This is a genomic window from Psychroserpens sp. SPM9 (assembly GCF_025153525.1).
Classification (GTDB): Bacteria; Bacteroidota; Bacteroidia; order Flavobacteriales; family Flavobacteriaceae; genus Psychroserpens.
Genome location: NZ_JANZNR010000008.1, coordinates 147,506 through 169,527, shown reverse-complemented (window position 1 = coordinate 169,527; position 22,022 = coordinate 147,506). Strand labels below are relative to the sequence as shown.

Genomic DNA, 22,022 nt, shown 5'->3' with positions numbered 1-22,022 from the left:
TAACAACAAAAACTCTAAATGTTGTATACTACTAATCCCTAAATTAGTTTCGTGTCACAGATCCAGAAATTACAGTCACAGGACCAGTTCCTAGAGAAAGTGCCGTATGGGTCATCGCATCAGCAGGCACCATATTTGCTAGCGGTTTAAAAGTAAATGGCATGGCACTGTTATCTGGACTAGGTTCTACAGAAATCACAATCGTTTGACCTCTTAAATCTGTTGGAAATGTCATTCCTGCTGGAGCATTTTGTAAATAATCCTCACCAGGATAGTTTGGTCCGTTGTTGGCATCACCTTTAAACATTGATGTTGCAGCATTAGTATCGGCAGACGAAGGATCGGTAAAAGTTCCTGTGCTAATTGGTGTTCCGTCTATAACCGCCCAGCCTTCATAAACCCAGCCCTCTGTTAAGGTTGGTAAATCTAAGCCAGTCACAGCACTTCCACTTGAATTGTCTAAAAACCAAACACCACTTTCTTCATTAGTATCATCGGTATCGGTTGGTGTTGCCAGAATGTAAGTTCCTGTGGAAGCACTAAAATTGGCAACAATACCATTAGAATCTACACTAGCTGAGTTTCCTGAAAAATCGCCTGCTAAAATTTTTGTAGCGGCAGGTGCAGGATCTGGATCAACTGCTGGTTCGATAGACAGTACAAATGTTGTGGCACTGTTTAATTGTGCCGTATTCACTGAAAAGGTTTGTGGAAATGTAACACTTGAAAAAGTTCCTGTAGAAACCGGAGCACCATCGACAATAATCCAGCCTTCGTAGACAAAATCATCACCAAGCGCTTCTAATCCGCTTAGGTTAAGAATTAATTCTGAGTTTGTAGGATTGCTTCCGTTATCGTCATCACTACTACATGCTGTGGCTAACATTCCTGTTGCCAATACAGCTAAAAACATTTTTTTAATCATCGCTTTATAATTTTAAAATTTATGCTTCAAAATTATAAGGTCACAGCTTCATAAAATGTTAGCTAGCTAACACTAAGCGATTTTTTTTAATATTCTAATTTCTTTTCTATTGAAATTGAGGTAATTTTCTTCTTTGAGTTCATTGAGAAGAATATTGAGCGTTGATCTGGAGGTGCCAATTAAAGAAGCCATATCTTTTTGGGTGTAGGGATGTTTAATCACATGATCTCCTGTTTTCTGACAGTCGTAACCATAATCGGAACACAATTCATCTAGAAACTCTACAAGTCGTGTTTTGGTATCTTTAAATAAAAGTAACTGGAGTCGGCGTTCTAACTTTTTAAATTTAAATCCGATAAACTTATACACCTTAAAGCTAAAGGTTTGATTGTCTCGCATTAAGTCATGCATTGTTGAGACTCCTATGGGACAAATAGACGTTTTATTATCTATGGATTGAGCAAATTCATCACGCTTATTATCACCAAGAATGGCTTTCTCTCCAAACAACTCTCCACTAGACAAAATGGCTTTGACAACTTCATCACCTGCATCAGTGTAATAACCAATTTTCACTTTTCCTTTTTCAATAAGGTATACTTTATTGGCTGAGTCGTCTTCAAAGTAGATGTAGTCTTTTTTCTTGTAGGCATCAAAATCGTGATCGTTTTTATAGGCTTTGAATTTATGAGGACAAAGCACCTTAAACAGGTTGACATCATCAAAAAACCACATGGATTGCATTAGGAACGTTTTAGAGTTAGATGTCATAGCAGTCGTTCTAGCTCTAAAAGCCTTACAGTTCTCTCATAAAAAAAGCCCTTGAAACATCAAGGGCTTTGTAATTTATTAGCTTTAAAATGCTAAGCAGCATTCTCTTTTTTAATTAAGTTTAAAGCAGAACCTTCATTATACCAGTCAATTTGAGATTGGTTATACGTATGGTTTACTTTAATAGTATCTTTTGTTCCATCAGCATGTACAATTTCAATTGTTAATTGCTTGTCTGGAGCAAACTCGTTTAGGTCTAAGAAGTTAAACGTATCATCTTCCTGAATTAAATCGTAATCACTTTCATTTGCAAAAGTCAATCCTAACATCCCTTGTTTTTTAAGGTTAGTTTCGTGGATACGTGCAAATGATTTTACAATCACCGCAGCAACACCCAAATGACGTGGTTGCATCGCAGCATGCTCACGAGATGACCCTTCTCCGTAGTTATGGTCTCCCACAACAATCGATTTAACTCCGGCAGCTTTATAAGCTCTAGCGGTATCTGGCACACCTCCATATTCACCTGTTAATTGGTTTTTAACAAAGTTGGTTTTCTTACCAAAGGCATTTACAGCACCAATTAAGGTGTTGTTTGCAATATTATCTAGATGTCCACGGAAACGTAACCAAGGTCCAGCCATGGAAATGTGGTCTGTTGTACATTTTCCGAAGGCTTTAATTAAAAGTTTGGCACCAGTGATCGAATCACCTAAAGGTTCGAAAGGTGTTAGTAATTGTAGACGTTCAGAATCTGAAGCGACTTTAACTTCTACACCACTTCCGTCTGCCATAGGCTCTAAATATCCGTTATCATCCACTGCAAAACCTTTAGGAGGTAATTCCCATCCTGTTGGTTCATCTAGCATCACTTCTTCTCCATTTTCATTGATTAATTTATCGGTCATCGGATTAAAATCCAAGCGACCAGCAATTGCGATTGCAGCCGTTATTTCAGGAGACGCGACAAAGGCATGTGTATTTGGATTTCCATCGGCACGCTTGGCAAAGTTTCTGTTAAATGAATGTACGATACTGTTTTTAGGTGCATTTTTAGGATCTTCATAACGTGCCCATTGTCCAATACATGGTCCGCAAGCATTCGTAAAAATCTTAGCATCTAATTTTTCAAAAATTTCAAGAATCCCGTCTCTTTCAGTGGTATATCGTACCATTTCAGAGCCTGGATTGATTCCAAATTCAGCTTTTGTTTTTAAACCTTTATCTAAAGCTTGTTGTGCTACAGACGAGGCACGTGATAAATCTTCATAAGAAGAATTGGTACAGGACCCGATTAATCCCCATTCTACTTTTAATGGCCAATCGTTAGCTTTAGCTTTTTCATTCATAGCTGAACCCACAGCGGTTGATAAATCTGGTGTAAACGGACCGTTTAACAACGGATTTAATTCTGATAAATCGATATCGATAACCTGGTCAAAGTATAATTCTGGATTCGCATATACTTCAGCATCACCTGTTAAATAGTCTTTAATTTGATTTGCCGCATCGGCAACATCTGGTCGATCTGTAGCACGTAAATAACGCTCCATAGATTCGTCATAACCAAACGTTGACGTCGTCGCACCAATTTCGGCTCCCATATTGCAAATGGTTCCTTTACCCGTACAAGACATTCCTGTAGCTCCTGGTCCGAAATATTCAACAATAGCTCCTGTTCCACCTTTAACGGTTAAGATATCAGCTACTTTAAGAATAACGTCTTTAGGTGCTGTCCATCCTGATAATTTACCAGTTAATCTTACACCAATTAACTTCGGAAATTTCAATTCCCAAGCCATACCAGCCATCACATCAACAGCATCTGCTCCACCTACACCAATGGCAACCATTCCTAATCCACCAGCATTTACGGTGTGAGAATCGGTTCCAATCATCATTCCGCCAGGAAATGCATAATTTTCTAAAACCACCTGGTGAATAATTCCTGCACCAGGTTTCCAGAAACCAATACCATATTTATTTGAAACAGACTCTAAGAAATTAAACACTTCATTACTCGTATTAATGGCATGTTGCAAATCTGAAGTTGCACCATTTTTAGCTTGAATCAAGTGATCACAATGTACAGTAGTAGGAACAGCCACTTTAGGTTTTCCAGCTTGCATAAATTGTAATAAAGCCATTTGTGCTGTTGCATCCTGACACGCTACTCTGTCTGGAGCAAAATCCACATAGTCTTTACCTCTAGTAAAAGCTTTTGTTGGATTACCATCCCAAAGATGTGCGTATAATATTTTTTCTGAAAGTGTTAGTGGTTTACCAACAATATCACGAGCGGCATCTACACGCTCAGTCATATTAGCATAAACCTTTTTTATCATGTCTATATCAAAAGCCATATATATTTTTTAAAGGGTTAATTATCGTATTAAAAAGTCTCGCAAAATTACGAATTTTATAGCATATTTTAAAATATGTAATAAAATGCTAAAAACATTAAACATAACTCACTAAAACCATTGTTTTTTAGGTTTAAAATGAAATATTAACAAAAAAAATAGGTCAAAATTATTAAATTAACAAATGAACCTTATTTAAAATGATTCTTAATTCTATCAGAATCACGTAGATTGGTCATTGGTCGTTCAAAAAGCACATATAAGACATAAGACAAGATACAGGTAACAATAAGATAAACGAAACAATAGCCTAATAGCAATGTTGTTGACAAGCCTTCCGTAGGAAAAAAATGCTTCATGACTTGCATCACTACAGAGTAATGAATCAAATACATAGAATAAGAAATCAAACTAATGAGCGTTACGGGCATCAAAATCCATTTAGGAGCCGATTTTAGTTGCGATAAAAACGGAAGTGTAAATGCAATCGCTATCGAGTTAATTGGTAAGTAAAGTACATTCCAAAAAAACGGATGACTTTCAATAAAAATCTGTTTCATAGGCACTACAAAGTTCAACCCTAAAAACATAAGACCTCCGAGTATTAAAAATAAATAGCGGTATCGCTTCCAAAATGACACACGAATAATAGATACATAAGCTGCTAAAACGCCATAATAAATAGCGTCAATTCTATAAATCGTCACTGCTTTTAAATTCACATTCCAAAATATCATATTAGTTTCCGGGTGACTGTTGTTGTAAAACACTTTGGTTACAAAAAAGAAAATGACAATGATAAGGGTTACCCCAAAAAACAGTTTAGACTTGTTGACCTTCAGTTTAAGAAACCCTAAAAAATATAGTAATAATGGCCCAATGATATAGGCAAATTCTTCAATAGGCAAACTCCAGGATTCACCAAAAAAGAGCGGCATTTCCCAAGAAAAATTTTGCATAAAAAACGCATAACGCCACAAATGATCTGGCATCACAGTTCCGAGAAACAGTGCCAAAATCACATTAACTAACAAAATTAAATAATAATTAGGTAAGGTTCGAAACCAGCGCCTTACCCAAAAATAGCTTATACTTTTAAAGCTAAAATCATCATTTTGAAAAAGACGATAAATCAATCTTCCAATTAAAAAACCACTCAGTACAAAGAAAATCTCCACACCCAAAACACCTGCAATACTCATCAAATCGGTCACTATATTTTTAGATTGCGGAAAAATCCAAACCGCATGTGATGCTACGACCAAAAGTATTGCTATGGCACGCATGATATCTAAGCCAAAAATTCGTTTCTCGTTGTCTATTTTCATTCGTGTCACATCATTTTTTTTATCATGATGGTTTCATTACATTTGATTATACACATTTTAAGTTATGCGCAAGAGGTTTAAATTTATACTAATTTTTCTGGTTTTGATTCTTGGTGGCGGATTTATTTATTTCAAAACCTTAAAAACAAGACATCAAGAGCTCATCAAATCTAAGATTTATTACACTTTAAATTTAGTAGATTCTGAATGGAAAAAAGACCTAAGTAAGGACAAGATTGTTTTCACGTCTCCAACCTTCGTTATTAGTAATATTTACAAGTCTATGGAAGGCCCAAAATCGGATCAATATGTAGTTATTGACGATTCAAAAGATGAATTATTATGGTTGACCTCTTTTAAAACAAATGCTGTTTCATCTGATGAAAAGCGAAAACTATCCAACGACTTTGTTTGTCACACCAATTTTGAATATCGCGATGCCGAACATTACAACCGATGGAACTTAACAGAACGTATTGGTTCGCAATATCCTAGAATCACATCCATAAGTAATGGGGTTGAAGATTTTAAATTACCAGACGGTTTTGGCTTTCCTGTATTTTCAAACGAACGTTTATTTATCAATGCGCAAGCTCTTAATCACAATATCACAGATTCTACATTTAACATAAAGCATAAAATTGAAATTGGTTATGTAAACAACCGTGAGAAAACCTTAATTCCGTTGCAACCAAAAACGGTATTTATGATGTTTCCTTACGACCCAAAAGATCCTTTTAAAGGTCCGACAGAGCAACTCCCAAACGCTTGCATTCCTGTAGAAACTAAAAACCATTCGTATTTAGATACTGAAGGCAATGCACTTTCCGGGCATTGGATCATAGCGCCAGGGAAACATAATTACACCTACGATGCTACACAACAATTACAAATTAAAGACAGCATACGGTTACATCAAATCACTTCGCATTTACATCCGTTTGCCAATCGCTTTAAACTCAGAGATAAAACTACGGGTACTATAATTTACGATTGTAACAGTGAAAATTTCACAGAAAAAATTGGTTTAAAAAGCACACCTTCATTTTCCAGCCAGAAAGGCGTTTGGATGTATGCAGACCATGTTTATGAAATGGAATTGGATGTAGACAATACAACAGACAACGATCAGGAAATGATGGCAAGTATGGCTATCTTTTACTACGATGGTGAAATGGAAAATAAAGTTAGAGAACTCAAACTTTAGGCTTTGAAATCAAAACTTCTTTACGGATTACTGTTTTTGACACTCGCTTGTAGCGAAAAGGCTGCAGAGCTTCCTATATTGAGTTATAATTATGTTGACGGAAAGAAAGAAGTATATAAAATTTCAGATTTCAAATTCGTCAATCAAGATGGTGATACCATTACCTCATCGGCTACGGAAGGCACAGTACATACCATGAATTTCTTCTTCACAACCTGCCCTTCTATTTGTCCGCCAATGCGGATCAAACAACAAGAGCTTTCTGAAATATTTTCTGAAGAGAAGCAGTTTAAACAATTTTCGATATCGATAGATTTTGAAAAAGACAACATAGAGCAATTGGCCTACTATTCTAAAATTCACCATATCAATACTTCGCAATGGCAATTGTTACGCGCAACTTCCGAAGCACAATTACAAGCGATTGCACAACAACTAAAAACCAATTTTAGGCCTAACGAAGATGGGACAGACTTTTACCATTCCAGCTACGTCGCATTAATTGACAAGCAACAATACATTCGTGGGTTTTATAATATTCTTTTGGAAAGTGACTTACACCTTTTAGAAGCAGATATTCGTCGATTATTAGACTAATTAAAACAAACTTTTGATGATTTGCTCATCGGTAATGCCTTCTGCTTCGGCTTTGTAGTTTTTGATAATTCTATGGCGAAGAATCCCAGAAGCAACCGCTTGAATATTTTCTATATCTGGTGAAAATTTCCCATTAATGGCAGCATGAGTTTTTGCTGCAAGAATCAAATTCTGTGATGCTCTTGGTCCAGCTCCCCAATCTACAAATTCGGCCACTAACTCTGATGCTGTTGAGGCTTTTGGTCTTGTTTTACTAACCATACGAACTGCATATTCAATCACATTATCTGGCACAGGAATGCGACGAATCACATTCTGAAAATCGATAATTTCCTGAGCTGTAAATAAAGCATTCACTTGATTTTGTACATCTGTTGTGGTAGATTTCACTACCTGAACTTCTTCAGCAAATGTTGGATATTCTAGATTGATTGCAAACATAAATCGGTCTAATTGCGCTTCGGGTAACGGATAGGTTCCTTCTTGCTCAATAGGGTTTTGTGTTGCTAAAACAAAATACGGTAAACTCAACTTATAATGATGTCCAGACACAGTCACAGCGCGTTCCTGCATTGCTTCTAATAAAGCGGCTTGTGTTTTTGGAGGCGTACGGTTGATCTCATCTGCCAAAATAATATTGGCAAATATCGGACCTTTAATAAATTTAAATTGTCTGTTTTCGTCTAATATTTCGCTTCCAAGAATATCACTTGGCATCAAATCTGGCGTAAACTGAATTCGTTTAAAATCTAAGCCTAAAGCCTGAGCAATGGTATTTACCATTAAGGTTTTTGCTAAACCAGGCACACCAATTAATAAGGAGTGACCTCCCGAAAAAATCGATATTAAAATCTGATTTACAACCTCATCCTGACCAACAATAACTTTGGCGACTTCGGTTTTTAGGGCATTATATTTTTTTACAAACTGTTCAATTGCAGCGACGTCAGACATATTATTCTTTTTCTGTTTTTAACCAGTTACTATTAAATTCGCAGCTTTTATAATCATCACTGATTTTTACATAGGTATCAAAAATCTTTTCTTCTTGCCATTTTTGAATTTCTTTGTACTGCTTTTCTTGAAGCGCTAAGGCTTTAATTTTTAGATAATCACGAGAGAAGTCGGCTTCATGCTCATCAATTCTATCTGTAACTGTAAGTATTTTAAATTTGATTGGATTGATTCTATCCTGGTCTTGTAACACCAAACTAATTTCATCATCCTTTAAATCTTGAATTTGACCATAAAGCTCAGGATCCATTTTGGTTAACTCCATACTGGAATCTTGTGTGTAAGGATTGATTAATTGTCCGCCCTCATACTTCGTTTCCTTCTCATCACTAAACTCACGAGCAGCATCAGCAAAGCTTAAATCTCCTGCAATAATTTGCTCTCGCACTTTCGTGATTTTTTCTTTTGCAGCTAATATAGAGGCTTCGGTAATTTCTGGACGTAGCAATATGTGTCTTACATCGTATTCTTGTCCTCTAATTTTTTCTAACAAAATAATATGATATCCAAAATCGGTTTCAAAAGGTTCTGATATTTCGCCTTCTTGCAATGAAAAAGCGACATCTCTAAACTCTTTTACCATTTGAGGACGCTTTCTGTTTAAAGTGTACATCCCTCCTTTTTTCTTGGCAGCAACATCATCAGAATAGAATACTGCTTTGGTTGTAAAACTCGCTCCGTTTTCGATAACATCGGCTTTATACTCTTTAAGTTTGTCAATAGCAGCTTGTTTGGCTTCCTCACTAATTTCAGGAATAACTACAATTTGAGCTACTTTCAGTTCGGTACCAAATACAGGACGCTCATCTTTAGGGATACTGTTAAAATAGTCTCTAACTTCTTCAGGAGTAACCTCAACATCAGCGATAATTTTACGTTGCATATCGCTTGCCAGTTTTTGGTTTTTGTTGATTTCAAACATTTCTTCACGCAAACTTTGCTCACTATCTTTATTGTAATAATCTAACAGTTCTTGCATGGTTCCTTTTTGTTCTAAAAAGGCATTCATTTGTTGCTCGATATTAGAACGGATTTCCAATTCGTTAACTGTTATACTATCCTGAATAGCATGATGCGCATACAGTTTGTCTTCCAGTAATTTTCCAAACAACTGGCATCTTGTAATCTCTTTAATCGAAACACCTCGTGCTTGTAGTTGGATGTATTCTTTGTCAATATCAGAATCTAATACAACAAAGTCACCAACGACTGCTGCAACACCATCCACTTTTCTTCGATCTGAACGTTGCGTCGAATCTATTTCTTTTTTAGAGGTATCTTCAACATCCTGAATAATTTCCTGAGCAAAGGATACGCTCATCGTCAAGACACACACAAGTAAAGTGGTGTATATAGATTTAGTTGTAGATTTCAAATTGTTTGTTTTTAATTGCATCTTTAGTAATATCTTTTTCAAGTTGTTTAATCAACTCTAATTTTCTTTTGTTTATAACGATTTGTTCAACCGTAGGTTTTACGTACTCTAAAGGCGCTAAATCGTTTTGCGACAAGACGTCTTTTATTTGCATCAAATATAGGTCTAATGAATCTTTGAGTTGTACAAAATTAGATTTTTTTAACAGTTCTTTTTTGTTTTCAGAATTTAAAACACTGATTTTTTCAGTCATTTGTGATGCTTTTACCCAAACTGAATCATTAAGCGAATAGCTTTTAAACTGAACTGAAATAGAATCTAAATAGCGCTTATCGTCGGCATCAAAACGTTTAAATCGCGACTTAATTTCGTCTTCATTGATGGCGTTCTGCGGAATTGTAATGTATCTGAATTTCACCAATTCCTCATTAAGCTTAAAGGTTTCTTGATTGGCATCAAAAACGGCTTTTGCTTCGGTTTCATTAACTACAGTATCGATGCTTTTTTTTACCAGAGCTTCCAGATAGGCTTTGGTATACAAATCGTTTTTATACTGCGTTATTAATTTATTAAAATCGGCTTGCTTGCCTTCCGAAAGGTTACGCACAGCACCATCTAGTAAGAGTTGTTGTGTGGCCCATCGGTTTATAAAACTGTTTACAATTTGTGTGCTGTCATTGGCTGGCGTTCCTTCTACAACCAAATCTTCAATATCTTCTTGATACAGGTAGTTTTCGCCAATACGAGCCACAGGAATTCTGTCATCGGTTTCTTTAAAGAAATCACAAGAAACCAAGGTCATAATACTGATAACTAAAACAGTTACTTTTTTCAAGCTAATTAGTTTTTGATTTGTTTTTTAACGCGTTTTAATACCGATTCGTTGAGCGTTACGTTATAACGTTGGTTCAAAGCCTTCACCCAATTGTCTTCAATATAAGTTTGATAATCACTAACCACTTTCCCTTTAGCTTCATCTAAGGATTTTGGACCTGCAGGATGAACCTCTTTAACATATACAACATGATAAGAATCATTGTGCTGATACACTTTTGAAGTGCCTTTCTTAAATTCGAAATCGGCAGGAAGTGTTTCGTTTCCTTTCTCAAAGACATCGGCTGTTGAAATCACGTTTAGTTCACCATTTGCATTCATTTCAGGAAGTATATTTTCAACAGAAACCCCATTTTCTAACTGACGTTTTACCTTTTCTATAGTCGCTTTTGAAGCCGATGACAAAATCACAGCATCAACACGGTCTTTCCAGACATAATTAGCGGTATGGGTTTCGTAGAATTCCTGTAGACCAACGGAGTCTTTGGAGGCAGCATTCCAAACCTCTTGTTCCATAAGATCAAACAATAACAATCCATCTCTGTATTCTTTTAAAACGAAAGCAAAATCTTCATTTTCAAACTCTAAATTATCTTCATGATATTTTAAGACTTGCTGCTCATAAAAGGTATTATATTCGGTCGCAAGCATTGCTTTAACCGTTACATTTCTAGTACTATACTTACGTTGGCTGCTCATCAAATGCCCTAAAAAATCTTTATATGTTACTGAACGCTTTCCAATTTTGATTAGAGTTTTATCGGCTTCTAGATTTTCTGGAGCTTTCCATGCACGCTTGAAAAAATCATCGGTAATGATACTTTCAAAATAAGTTAACCCTTCTTTATGTTGTTCAACATCATACTTGGAAGCTAATTTTTTAACCAATGTCGAATTAATTAGATTTGATCTCGAATCACGCTTTACTTTATTCTTTAATTCTAATTGCACCTCTTCAAAAGGCTGAATGCCTTTCTTACCAATTAACTTTACAATATGCCAACCATAATCGGTTTTAAAAGGTTTGGAGATATCTCCTTTATTTTCTAGTGAAAAAGCCATTTCCTCAAACTCCTTAGACGTTAATTGTCCGCCAGTAAAAGGTGCCAACATACCGCCTTTAGACGAAGAGCTTTTATCATCAGAAAACTGCTTAGCAAGCGATTCAAATTTTTCGCCTTGCTCTATTTTCTTATAAATTTGACGGATTCTGGTTTCAGGATTAAGCGTCGAATCTTTTTGCTTTGAAGACACCATAATATGCGCTACTGTAACTTCACCTAATGATTTGCGTTTGTCAAATACCTTAACGATATGAAATCCAAAGCGTGTTCTAAATGGCATTGACACTTCGCCTATTGCGGTATTAAAAGCTGCTGATTCAAAAGGATACACCATTTTAAAACCGCCAAAATAACCTAAGTCTTCGGCAAACATAGTTTTCCCATCGTGTATTTCTTTTTGCAAAGTAGCAAAGTCTTCATTTTGCAAACGCTCACGCAATTTTAATAAACGGTTATAAACCGCCATGGTATCGGTTTCGGTTTCGTCAATACGAATTAAAATATGAGATGCTTTTACATCATTAGTTGTACGTTCATAAGCTTCTTTTACCAGTGCGTCTGTCACTTCACTATCCGACATGTAATTTTTAGTAAGCTGCTTTTTATAATTATTGAACTCTCTAATATAATTAGGATCTTTATCCAATTCTAGTCGTCGTGCTTCTTTAACTTTTAACTGATAATTGATAAAAAGTTCTAAATACGAATCGATGTCTTTCTGACTTTCATCTTTTACCAAATCGAGATTTTTATTGTAAACTCTTAAAAATTCCGAAGCCATTACAGGCTCATTATCAACAGTAAACAAGACATCCTTATCCTTGACTTGTGCTTGACTAAATAAGGAAACACAAAGAAGGACAACAGTAACTAATAATTTCATTTGTACGTTTTTATTTTAATAATCATGTGTAAACTCATCCTTAAAAAAGCGCACTATTTAAAGTCTAAAATGCCGCTTTTTTAAATTTAACTGAATACAAGCTAATTTCAGCAAAAATAACACAATTCACCTATAAAACAAGTTGCTTTTTGGAAACGTTTAGGATTCCTTTTTAGTATGAAATTAGAGCTGATATAATTTAAGAGATACTTTAATTGACCACTCAACTAAAATTATTGCTATTGGACTTTTAATCCTTAGATTGTAAATGAATCTATTTATATTTAAAGTTGAATAATCCCTCTACATTCAAATGAAATATACTACAGAAATAAAAGTGAATGTGCCATTAGACGAGTTCATAAAAAAAATGGACAATGTCGAAAACATGAAACATTGGCAACGCGGTTTAGTTTCTGCGGAACACATCTCAGGTGATCCCGGAGAACTTGGTGCAAAAATGAAACTCAAATATAAATTTGGCAATCGTAAAATGGAACTCATTGAAACCATTACCAAACGCAACTTCCCAAATGAATTTCATGCCAACTACACCAGCAAAACTGTTCATAACGTACAGCAGAACTATTTTGAAAAAACGAGTGACGGATTTACAAAATGGACGTCGGTAAGTGAATTTTTACCCTTAAATTTGGTAATGAGAATTTTACTTTTTATAATGCCAGGTGCTTTTAAAAAGCAATCTCTAAAATACATGCAAGACTTTAAAAATTTTGCCGAAAACGGAACCTCTGTTGCTAATGCGTAAACTAAAACTAATCTGGGACTTTAGAGGTCCCGATGCTTTAAAAATTGCCGAACACCACGAAAAACATCTTAAAGAGTTTATCGTTATTAAAAAAACGAACCTTCAAATTACCGGATTTGAACAACTCAACACGCAGCATAGCATTGCCTTTATGGTGGTAACAGATGACGAAATGAAACCTATTAGAGATGCACTAAAACCGCATCGCGGACAATTATACAACGAATAACTCCTTATGAAAAAACACAGTCTATTGTTTTCCTTAATCGTATTGGCATTTGCTTGCCATGACGAAAAAAAAGAACCCATTACTCCTAAGTATGTCGAAGAATCGCATTCGTATGCGCGTCCTAATACAGCTGCGATAACGCATTTAGATTTAGACATTGAAGCTAATTTTGATACCAAGACGATTTCTGGAAGTGCCACTTATGCTATTGATAATAATGTAGCAACTTCTATTGTTCTGGATTCTAAATTTTTAAACATTACTAAGGTTCAAGCGGATGGAAAAGACACAACCTTCACCTTAGGTGATTTTGACGCACAGTTAGGTCGCCCTTTAATTATTGACATTGCTCCAAATACAAATTCAATTACGGTTTTTTATAACACAACCGATCAAACGGAAGCCTTACAATGGTTGAGTCCGCAACAAACAGCAGACAAAACACATCCGTTTTTATTTACGCAAGGGCAAGCCATTTTAACACGTAGTTGGATTCCCATTCAGGATAGTCCGCAAATTAGAATCACCTACAATGCCACTGTCAAAGTCCCTAAAGCATTAATGGCTGTGATGAGCGCCGAAAATCCGAAAGAAAAAACAGCCGATGGGATTTATACCTTTAAAATGAAGCAACCCATTTCGCCTTACCTCATGGCCTTGGCTGTTGGCGATATACAGTATAAAGCCGTAAGTCACCGAACTGGCGTTTACGCCGAACCTTCTATGGTTGATAAAGCGCAAGCCGAATTTAGCGATATGGAAAAAATGGTTGTCGCTGCAGAAAATCTTTATGGCGATTATGACTGGGATCAATTTGATGTGATTGTCCTTCCGCCGAGTTTTCCTTTTGGAGGCATGGAAAACCCTAGATTAACTTTTGCTACACCAACTGTTATTGCTGGCGACAAAAGTTTAACCTCTTTAATTGCACACGAATTAGCCCATTCTTGGTCTGGAAACCTCGTGACAAATGCGACATGGAATGACTTTTGGCTTAACGAAGGATTTACTGTCTATTTTGAAATCAGAATTATGGAAGCGCTCTACGGAAAAGATCGAGCGAATATGATTGCTTTAATTGGCCGACAAGATCTGGAAGAAGAAGTTGAAGGATTTAAAAACGAGCCCGAAATGACCAAACTAAAACTGGATCTCACCAATAAAAATCCAGATGATGGTATGAATAGCATCGCTTATGATAAGGGCTATTTATTTTTACGCACCTTAGAAGAAACCGTAGGTCGTGAAAAGTTTGACGCCTTTTTAAAAAACTATTTTAAAACCAATGCCTTTTCAACAGTTACTACGGAAGGCTTTGTAGATTACTTAAATACGAATCTTTTAGAACCAAATGCTATAGAATTTAATGTCGACGAATGGATTTACCAACCAGGTATTCCAGACAATCAAGCCGTAATCGTTTCAGATAAATTTGAAAATGCGCGACGTACTTTACAATCCTTTTTAGACCAAAAAACGGTGGACGTTTCCAAAACACAAAATTGGACAACACAAGAATGGGTTCATTTTATTAGAAATTTCCCAGAGAGTATAACTGTCGAAGATATGAAGCGACTAGATGACGCCTTTCATTTCACCAATTCTAGCAATTCTCATATTGCAATGGTATGGTTTGAACAGGCGATTAATCACGATTATCATGATCATCATGTAGATCAAAAGATTGAGGACTTTTTAATTCGTGTTGGCAGACGCTGGTATGTATCTACACTTTATAAAGCCTTTAAACGCCATGATAAAGTAGATGAAGCCTTAGAAATCTACCATAAAGCGCGAGGCAATTACCACTCGGTAACCAGCAATACAATTGATGAGATGTTGGGATATAACTAGTTGTACAACATTTGACTATCGATAATCCCAAACTTTAATTAAGAATATTTAGCCACTACTTTAACTTTTCCTCTCTTAATTGAAACAGACGAAATAATACCTTTTCTTTTTAGATTTTCAGTAAAATCAATATTAAGTTGTGTAGCTTTCAATTTAGTTTGTTTTCTAGGAACAAGAAAATCAGAATATGGATAAGATAAATGGGCAACTAAACTTTTTGCCTCTTCTGGCGATAAATAACCTGCTTGATTGTTAAAAAGTTTAATCCTGTCATCATTAGAATCACTACAATTAAATAAACCTAAAAGAAAGCTTGAATTCAAAGCACCATAATCATTTTTAGATATCAACTCTGTTACTTTCGCTCCGAGTTTTTTCGATTCAGTAATTATATATTCATCTAGCTCTTTTATAAATTCTATTTTTTTATTGTCTTTTACTTTTGATGAATTTAAAAGTTGTGTTATCTCATCTTCGTCCATTTCATATTCATCATAATTTTCCAAAAATTCATTAAAATTATCCTCTATAAACTTTAAATGCAATCCTTTAAAATCACTTCTTAAATCATCGTAATAAATAACTGATAAATTTATAAGTTTCAAATCAATTATTTTCTCAACCTTTGCTTTTTCAATTTTACTAAGGACTAAACCAGTCCACTTTTGTAACACCGATTTTAAAAGATTTTCATAAGAATCAATCTCGAATTCATTACATTCTATAATAGCCAATGATATTTTCTTTTGATCATCATGATCATATGATGTTAATGATAACTGGTGTTTGGAAAGTTCTTTATATATATTCTCAGAATTTAAGTAATTAAATAACGGCTCATCTAATTTATCTTGATCAACGGTCAAATAGTAATTAAGTACATTCTCCCAGTTAACTTTAATCATAAATTGATTTAACAACATCGCCTTCACATCATTCTCGTCAATAGTTTTTAAATCAATTATAGGATTCGAATTGTGCTCAATTAATCTTTCTTTTTGCTCATCTGATAATTCAATATTGTTCAAAAGTCTAATTAATGCTTGTTCATTTTCATCATTATTTTCAGTAAATGAAAGTAAAATTTCATCAGTATAATTAGATATATTATCTTCTACATATTCTATAAGTTTATCACTTTTTGAGTTAACAATTGTGGTGTAATTTTGAGTATCTAACTGTTCTTGAGAAACTTCGCTATTATCATGGTTAATGATAAAATCAATATTCCTCTTATTTAAGACATACAATTTATTTAATTTCACATAACCAAAAAGCTCACTTTTAGATTGACTTGGTTTATCTAAAAAATTGAATTTTAACTTTAATTGAGATATAATTTTTTTCGCTTTTTCTAAGGATGATACTTGGGCGAAAAAACTAATTGGTTCTTTTTTATTAGACAAATATTTATCAATGCTTGACGTCTTTGCCAAAGTAGTTACATCTTTAATATCCGAATTATTGAGAATTAGAAGAAGAAGTTCATCTTTTAATTTTGAGTTATATTCAGTATTACTCTCAATAAATTTCCATAAGTTTCTATCCTTTTTGCATAATAATTTTACAAATGCTTTAACTTCTCTACCAATATCTTTATAGTCAGATAGAAATTTAATTGCTCTTTCTTGTTTAAAAACTAAGGAGTCTAGCAAAGCATTTATTTTTGTGTTGTACTTAGTCTTATTTTTAACTAAAGTATCTACTAAATCATAGTTGAGCACATATTCATCTTTAAAATGCTCCAAACTTATCCTATCAATAATATTTTCAACTTTATCTAAACTATAATCTGAAGAAACACTTAACTTACTTTTAATGCTTTGCAAAAAATCATTGTCATTAGAAGTAATACTACCTTCATGAAAATAAGAAACATAATCAAAATAATCTTCTTTGATATAACCATTTCTTAATAAAAACATTATTAATCTGTCATTTTGAACATCCTCTGTCAATAATGCATCAAAATTAGTCTCTGAAAGAATCTTATCCATTCCTAAAGCAGAAATATCACGTTTTTCTGTCTTCAATGAATCTATCTGCATGTTATAAGAAGATATTGAATTATCCAGCTTTTCAAGTATAAGATTCTCTCTTTCATCATAACTTAAATCTGAATCAATATTTTTTTCTATATCGCTAAATTTCTTACCACTATTAACATTTTGCAAATAATTTCCACTATACTGCTGTTTGTAACTTATATTGGTAGAATCTCTCAGCATTTTAAATTTTTCATCAGAAACCAACTTATTAGGAGTAAATGTAGTTGAACCAAAGTTTACACCATATAATTGAGGTAGCATATCCTGTAGTGTATTTAAATAAATTGCTCTCAATTCTTTTACAGAGGTTAATTTTTCATTTTCAATTTTTTCAATTTTGGAATTAAGTTCATCTAATTTTAAATCCACATCAATTAGTTTTTTGGATATAAATTCTTTTCTCAAATTTAAGATGTCATGCAATTTTCCTTCTCCATTATTTAAAAGATTAAAATCATCTGGTCTTACATTTTTATAAACCATCATAGCCAATAGCCTATCAGTGTTTAACTTAGGGTTTAAGTTTTTGCGATAAATTAAATACTCATTACAAATATTATTTAGTAATCTCATATCGTCTACAAATAAAGATATATCATCAATAAAAGTTTCAGATGGTCTGTCATTTTCATCCAAAAACAATAAGCGCTCTCTTAGTTTTCCTGCAGAATTGGATTTATTAATAATTGGTATTACTGGTATTATAAAATCAAAAAACTTGGTCCTTTCTTTTTCTTGAGTAAAAATATCATCTTTAATAGCATAGATAAATACAATCTTTCCTTTGTTGATTCTCTGTTCTGAGTTATTTATTAAAGAATTTATTTCTCTTAGTTTAGTGAAAATTTCTAAACTGTTCTTAAACCTGTCTAAGTCCTCAATCACAATAACATCATAATGATTCCTTTCAAAGAAATACAAAAGTTCGTCTAAATATTCATTTAAAATCGATTTGTCTACGTTATTAAAATCGACTTCACCTTTTAAGCTTACTTTGCTTATTTTAGAATTATTAAAAAAACGAATGATTTTTTTTATTAAAAATGCAACACCTACAAAAAATATACTATATAGTGCTATCGCAACCACATCTAAATATTGTGGATTTCCATTCCAATTTCTTGGATTTAAACTATTTAAGTAATCAAATTCATAAATTATTATTGTACTTAAAGTCCAAAAAGAAAAACCCAATAAAAACCAAACCATTTGAGATTTAGTGATATTATTTATTCTCTTAAATCGTGAATCTGGTATTTTACTGGCTTTAACATGATAAATTATTTGCTGAATAATACTTAATTCAACTTTTTTTTCAATGTTTTGGGTCGTTCCACCATTTTCAAAAGAGGCTAGTGAAATATTAAGAAATTTATAGTTACTCTTAAATTTATTTATGAATGTCTTAATTAGGCTACTTTTTCCAGAGCCATATGTTCCAGTTAAAGCTATATTACGAATATCTTCATCATCAATTCCTGATTTTAAAGCATGCATATAAGTCTCTACTTCTTCAAAATTTAAGACTTTTGGAGTCAATGAATCATAACTAATATACTGATTTTTTGAATCGATAATTGAATCACTTTTCTGGAACAATTCTTTAACTAATTCTTTTAACCCAATCCAAAAAGTCTTCAATCTATCAACCATAATTATATGTTTAACAATACATTAACAAAAAGCAATCCAAATCAAAAAAAAAATACATTTTAATAATAATCTCCTAAAAAACAATGCCATATTGTCATAAAAAAACGAAAATGATAATTAAAAAACGTTGTACAACAACGTGTATAATTCATTGTTTGGTTCGTATGTACTCGGAAAATTCCTTCGGATTTTCCTCTGGTTCGTTTTCTTTTACTAAATTAGACCTAACCAACGCAACTAGCCATACACAACACGTTGTGGTTAATTATTAAAGATTATATGAAGTTTCTTTTATTACTTTCTCTTCTATCTATATTGTCACTTGAAGCTCAAAATTCTTCTGATAAGAACTTGAATGACAACATTGAAATCATTAAAGACTCGATTTCTTATTCAGAAAGTGATTTTGATAAAATGGTTAAGTATTATTCTAATCACGAGGAATTCTCAAATATTATACATAGTAAAGCAAAAGAAGGAGATACCATTGCTAAGGAATATCTCACAGTCTTTAAAATGTCATATAGTGAAGCTATTGATTCTCTTGGAGGAAATAAAATTCATGAATTAATTGATGGTCATTATAAAATCAAAAGTTTATTAGCTGAAATGGAAATGCAGCTACAGAAAATGGACGAAGCTCTGAAACTAAAAGATAGCACGTTTAAAACGTACAATTTTAAGTCCAAAAACAAGTCCTCTGATAGTTTAAAACACAAAAACTAGCTACAACAACGTGTATAATTAATTGCTTCGCAAGTTGGCTAAGACGAAGGTCCTTCCCTACTTTTTAGTATATTGCATAGCAAAAAATAATAGCGTACTTACACGCAACTAACCATAAACGAACACGTAAAACATTTTAATCAAATAACAGTAATAAAAACCAGATGATATTATAATGAAATACTTTAAAATTGTAATCTTTCTTGTACTAACGACTTCTCTGTACTCACAAACGGTTCATATTCCTGATGCAAACTTCAAAAAAGAATTACTAAAAACCGGTTATACAAGTGCCAAAGATTTAAATGGAAATTCATTAGATATAGATGCAAACAACGATGGCGAAATCCAAATAAGTGAAGCCGAAAAAGTAGGATATTTAGAATTGTTTGAAGCCAATATTAGTTCCTTAGAAGGAATAAATAGTTTCAAAAATCTGATTTACTTAGAATGTATGAGAAATAAATTAACTTCTCTGGATGTAAGTAAGCTAGTAAATTTATCAGTTCTTCAGTGTTTAGGTAATGATATAGCTTCATTAGAAATTAACCATATAACTAGTCTCGAATACTTAGGTTGTGGGTATAATAAATTGAAAAAACTTGATGTATCAAATTTAGAGAACCTAAAGTATTTAAATTGTACAGATAATGAGTTGGAGTTTCTGAATTTACCTAAATCTAATAGCATTATAGAATTAAATTGTGCGGCAAACAAATTAACTGACTTAGACGAATCCAAATTAATTAATGTAGAAAAGTTAAATTGTGTTCGTAATGAACTAAAAACCTTAGATGTATCTAAAATGATTCACATGACTGAGTTCAGTTGTAAATCAAATAATATAACTTCATTAGATTTTTCGAAGTGCACTAAGCTTATTGAACTGGAGTGCGCTTTTAATGAGTTACAATATTTAAACGTATCTAATTTGTCTCAATTAAAATCTTTAGTTTGTTTCACAAATCAATTAAAATCAATAAACTTAGATGATTTAGTTAGCCTAAATGTTTTAAAATGTGGTTCTAATATGTTAACAGAGTTAAATCTTTCTAACAATCTGGAAATTGAAGTATTAAGATGTGGAGGGAATAATCTAAAAACATTGAATACATCTGGTTTAGTTTACTTGACACAATTATATTGTGATGACAATAATTTAATTTCTTTGGATATTTCTAATTCTCCAAATATAGATGCTCTAAAATTAGAAAACAACCTCATAGAACACTTAAATATAAAGGGCTACACAAAAGATATAGATTTTTACGATCTTCCGAAATTAAGGCAAATTTGTACCAATAAGAAAGAAGAAGAAAAAATAAAATCTGTTTTAAAAGAACTAGAAATCGATAACATAAACGTTAGCGATTCGTGTGATTTTTGAAAGATTTTTTATTAAAAAATATTAAATGTTTTACAACAACGTGTATAGTTAATAGTGTTTAATGATGGTTCGGGAAATTCTACCGAATTTCCGCACTCTTCTTTCTTTTTTGCTAACTTAGTTCTCTAATACTTCTAACCATATATAATCACGTTATGCGTCATTATAATTAACCAATGATAAAATTCTTTAGAAAAATAAGATACGACCTCATGAAAAAAAACAAAACTGGAAAGCCTGCCAGCCGGACAGGCAGGTATTTTAAATATGCAATCGGAGAGATTATCCTAGTGGTCATTGGAATTTTAATTGCATTAAGTATCAATAATTGGAATGAAAAACAAAAAGAAAAAAAGAGTGAAATATTAATACTTAAAACTCTGCAAAAAGACTTTATTGAAAACAAAAAAATATATTCAGAGGTAATCGATAAACAGACGTTTGTAATTAATAGTTGTAAATCACTTATAGAATGCTTAGAAAGAAAAGATTTGCAATATAAGAGAGACTCTGTTGGTAGATTTATCTACTATGGAGCTTTTAATTATTATAGAACCGAACCTATTGTTGGAAGTTATCAAGCTTTGATTGGAAGTGGAGATTTAAAAATATTGAAAAGTGAAAATCTTAAATCAAAATTAGCCTTATTTTCAGCGGAAATCAATCAAGGATTCGAAGATGAAACATTATCTATGAATTTACTAAACACACTACATATTGAATTTAAATCAATTGGAGGATTATTTTTAGACAATAGAATTAGACAATCTTTTGGCTTAAGCAAAGCTTTTAAAAATGATATTGAGTTTCAGAATAAAAAATTAATAGAATTATATCATAACCCAAATATTCTACACCCACTCTTTATGAAAATGGGTGTTGAAAATAATCGATTAAACTTGTATGTTAAAATGTTAGATTACACAGATAATATATTGAATTTAATTGAATCTGAACTGAAAGACAAAAACTAACGAACGCACAACAACGTGTAT

17 protein-coding genes are annotated in these 22,022 nt (G+C 33.1%); 8 read left to right on the top strand and 9 right to left on the bottom strand.

Going from position 1 to position 22,022, the window contains the following annotated elements; translation table 11 throughout:
• Positions 1–43 precede the first annotated feature (43 nt).
• From N4270_RS15910 to N4270_RS15895, 4 genes are all read right to left on the bottom strand, one after another.
• Positions 44–925: an anti-sigma factor gene (locus N4270_RS15910; RefSeq protein ID WP_260098342.1), complete on the bottom strand. Its 882-nt coding sequence runs from the start codon at positions 923–925 to the stop codon at positions 44–46.
• Between the two features lie 72 nt (positions 926–997).
• The gene (locus tag N4270_RS15905) at positions 998–1,669 is read right to left on the bottom strand and encodes a Crp/Fnr family transcriptional regulator (RefSeq protein WP_260098341.1); all 672 of its coding nucleotides are present in this window, start codon (positions 1,667–1,669) and stop codon (positions 998–1,000) included.
• Between the two features lie 119 nt (positions 1,670–1,788).
• Positions 1,789–4,059, bottom strand: coding sequence for an aconitate hydratase (locus N4270_RS15900; RefSeq protein ID WP_260098340.1), 2,271 nt, complete (start codon positions 4,057–4,059; stop codon positions 1,789–1,791).
• Between the two features lie 191 nt (positions 4,060–4,250).
• Entirely contained in the window at positions 4,251–5,387 is a 1,137-nt protein-coding gene (locus N4270_RS15895; RefSeq protein ID WP_260098339.1) for an acyltransferase, read from the bottom strand.
• A gap of 64 nt (positions 5,388–5,451) precedes the next feature.
• Here N4270_RS15895 and N4270_RS15890 point away from each other — a divergent pair, with 64 nt between their 5' ends.
• Both N4270_RS15890 and N4270_RS15885 read left to right on the top strand, forming a co-directional pair.
• The gene (locus N4270_RS15890) at positions 5,452–6,594 is read left to right on the top strand and encodes a hypothetical protein (protein ID WP_260098338.1); all 1,143 of its coding nucleotides are present in this window, start codon (positions 5,452–5,454) and stop codon (positions 6,592–6,594) included.
• A gap of 3 nt (positions 6,595–6,597) precedes the next feature.
• Complete coding sequence (locus N4270_RS15885; RefSeq protein ID WP_260098337.1) at positions 6,598–7,191, top strand: SCO family protein; 594 nt, start codon at positions 6,598–6,600, stop codon at positions 7,189–7,191.
• Here the strand turns inward: N4270_RS15885 and N4270_RS15880 are convergent, their stop codons facing one another.
• The 4 genes from N4270_RS15880 to N4270_RS15865 are packed head-to-tail and all read right to left on the bottom strand — an operon-like array spanning position 7,192 to position 12,361.
• Positions 7,192–8,145: a MoxR family ATPase gene (locus N4270_RS15880; protein WP_260098336.1), complete on the bottom strand. Its 954-nt coding sequence runs from the start codon at positions 8,143–8,145 to the stop codon at positions 7,192–7,194.
• Position 8,146: 1 nt separating this feature from the next.
• Positions 8,147–9,580, bottom strand: a complete 1,434-nt coding sequence (locus N4270_RS15875; RefSeq protein ID WP_367399967.1) for a peptidylprolyl isomerase — start codon at positions 9,578–9,580, stop codon at positions 8,147–8,149.
• Positions 9,564–10,415 carry a peptidyl-prolyl cis-trans isomerase gene (locus tag N4270_RS15870; protein ID WP_367399966.1) on the bottom strand — a complete coding sequence of 284 codons (852 nt, stop codon included), beginning with the start codon at positions 10,413–10,415 and terminating at the stop codon, positions 9,564–9,566. The genes N4270_RS15875 and N4270_RS15870 overlap by 17 nt, the downstream gene beginning before the upstream one ends.
• A 5-nt stretch (positions 10,416–10,420) precedes the next feature.
• Complete coding sequence (locus N4270_RS15865; protein WP_260098334.1) at positions 10,421–12,361, bottom strand: peptidylprolyl isomerase; 1,941 nt, start codon at positions 12,359–12,361, stop codon at positions 10,421–10,423.
• Between the two features lie 313 nt (positions 12,362–12,674).
• On the opposite strand from N4270_RS15865, the gene N4270_RS15860 reads away from it, so the two are divergent.
• From N4270_RS15860 to N4270_RS15850, 3 genes are read left to right on the top strand one after another with little or no spacing between them, the layout of a single operon-like run.
• Positions 12,675–13,130, top strand: coding sequence for an SRPBCC family protein (locus tag N4270_RS15860; protein ID WP_260098333.1), 456 nt, complete (start codon positions 12,675–12,677; stop codon positions 13,128–13,130).
• Positions 13,123–13,359 carry a hypothetical protein gene (locus N4270_RS15855; protein WP_260098332.1) on the top strand — a complete coding sequence of 79 codons (237 nt, stop codon included), beginning with the start codon at positions 13,123–13,125 and terminating at the stop codon, positions 13,357–13,359. Before N4270_RS15860 ends, N4270_RS15855 begins: the two co-directional genes overlap by 8 nt.
• 6 nt (positions 13,360–13,365) lie before the next feature.
• Complete coding sequence (locus N4270_RS15850) at positions 13,366–15,213, top strand: M1 family metallopeptidase (protein ID WP_260098331.1); 1,848 nt, start codon at positions 13,366–13,368, stop codon at positions 15,211–15,213.
• Positions 15,214–15,251: 38 nt separating this feature from the next.
• Here the strand turns inward: N4270_RS15850 and N4270_RS15845 are convergent, their stop codons facing one another.
• Entirely contained in the window at positions 15,252–18,914 is a 3,663-nt protein-coding gene (locus tag N4270_RS15845; RefSeq protein WP_260098330.1) for a hypothetical protein, read from the bottom strand.
• Positions 18,915–19,193: 279 nt separating this feature from the next.
• On the opposite strand from N4270_RS15845, the gene N4270_RS15840 reads away from it, so the two are divergent.
• The 3 genes from N4270_RS15840 (at position 19,194) to N4270_RS15830 (ending at position 22,001) form a co-directional block, all read left to right on the top strand.
• On the top strand, positions 19,194–19,640 hold the full coding sequence (locus N4270_RS15840; RefSeq protein ID WP_260098329.1) for a hypothetical protein: 447 nt from the start codon (positions 19,194–19,196) through the stop codon (positions 19,638–19,640).
• Between the two features lie 175 nt (positions 19,641–19,815).
• Positions 19,816–21,027, top strand: coding sequence for a leucine-rich repeat domain-containing protein (locus tag N4270_RS15835; protein ID WP_260098328.1), 1,212 nt, complete (start codon positions 19,816–19,818; stop codon positions 21,025–21,027).
• A 212-nt stretch (positions 21,028–21,239) separates the two neighbouring features.
• On the top strand, positions 21,240–22,001 hold the full coding sequence (locus N4270_RS15830) for a DUF6090 family protein (RefSeq protein ID WP_260098327.1): 762 nt from the start codon (positions 21,240–21,242) through the stop codon (positions 21,999–22,001).
• Positions 22,002–22,022: the final 21 nt, after the last annotated feature.

Bases quoted from the DNA above. Each gene is read 5' to 3' on its own strand.
- N4270_RS15890 (WP_260098338.1), top strand. From the start codon at position 5,452: ATGCGCAAGAGGTTTAAATTTATACTAATTTTTCTGGTTTTGATTCTT.
- N4270_RS15840 (WP_260098329.1), top strand. From the start codon at position 19,194: ATGAAGTTTCTTTTATTACTTTCTCTTCTATCTATATTGTCACTTGAA.
- N4270_RS15845 (WP_260098330.1), bottom strand. From the start codon at position 18,914: ATGGTTGATAGATTGAAGACTTTTTGGATTGGGTTAAAAGAATTAGTT.
- N4270_RS15835 (WP_260098328.1), top strand. From the start codon at position 19,816: ATGAAATACTTTAAAATTGTAATCTTTCTTGTACTAACGACTTCTCTG.
- N4270_RS15860 (WP_260098333.1), top strand. From the start codon at position 12,675: ATGAAATATACTACAGAAATAAAAGTGAATGTGCCATTAGACGAGTTC.
- N4270_RS15830 (WP_260098327.1), top strand. From the start codon at position 21,240: ATGAAAAAAAACAAAACTGGAAAGCCTGCCAGCCGGACAGGCAGGTAT.
- N4270_RS15865 (WP_260098334.1), bottom strand. From the start codon at position 12,361: ATGAAATTATTAGTTACTGTTGTCCTTCTTTGTGTTTCCTTATTTAGT.
- N4270_RS15900 (WP_260098340.1), bottom strand. From the start codon at position 4,059: ATGGCTTTTGATATAGACATGATAAAAAAGGTTTATGCTAATATGACT.
- N4270_RS15880 (WP_260098336.1), bottom strand. From the start codon at position 8,145: ATGTCTGACGTCGCTGCAATTGAACAGTTTGTAAAAAAATATAATGCC.
- N4270_RS15855 (WP_260098332.1), top strand. From the start codon at position 13,123: ATGCGTAAACTAAAACTAATCTGGGACTTTAGAGGTCCCGATGCTTTA.
- N4270_RS15895 (WP_260098339.1), bottom strand. From the start codon at position 5,387: ATGAAAATAGACAACGAGAAACGAATTTTTGGCTTAGATATCATGCGT.
- N4270_RS15850 (WP_260098331.1), top strand. From the start codon at position 13,366: ATGAAAAAACACAGTCTATTGTTTTCCTTAATCGTATTGGCATTTGCT.
- N4270_RS15910 (WP_260098342.1), bottom strand. From the start codon at position 925: ATGATTAAAAAAATGTTTTTAGCTGTATTGGCAACAGGAATGTTAGCC.
- N4270_RS15905 (WP_260098341.1), bottom strand. From the start codon at position 1,669: ATGCAATCCATGTGGTTTTTTGATGATGTCAACCTGTTTAAGGTGCTT.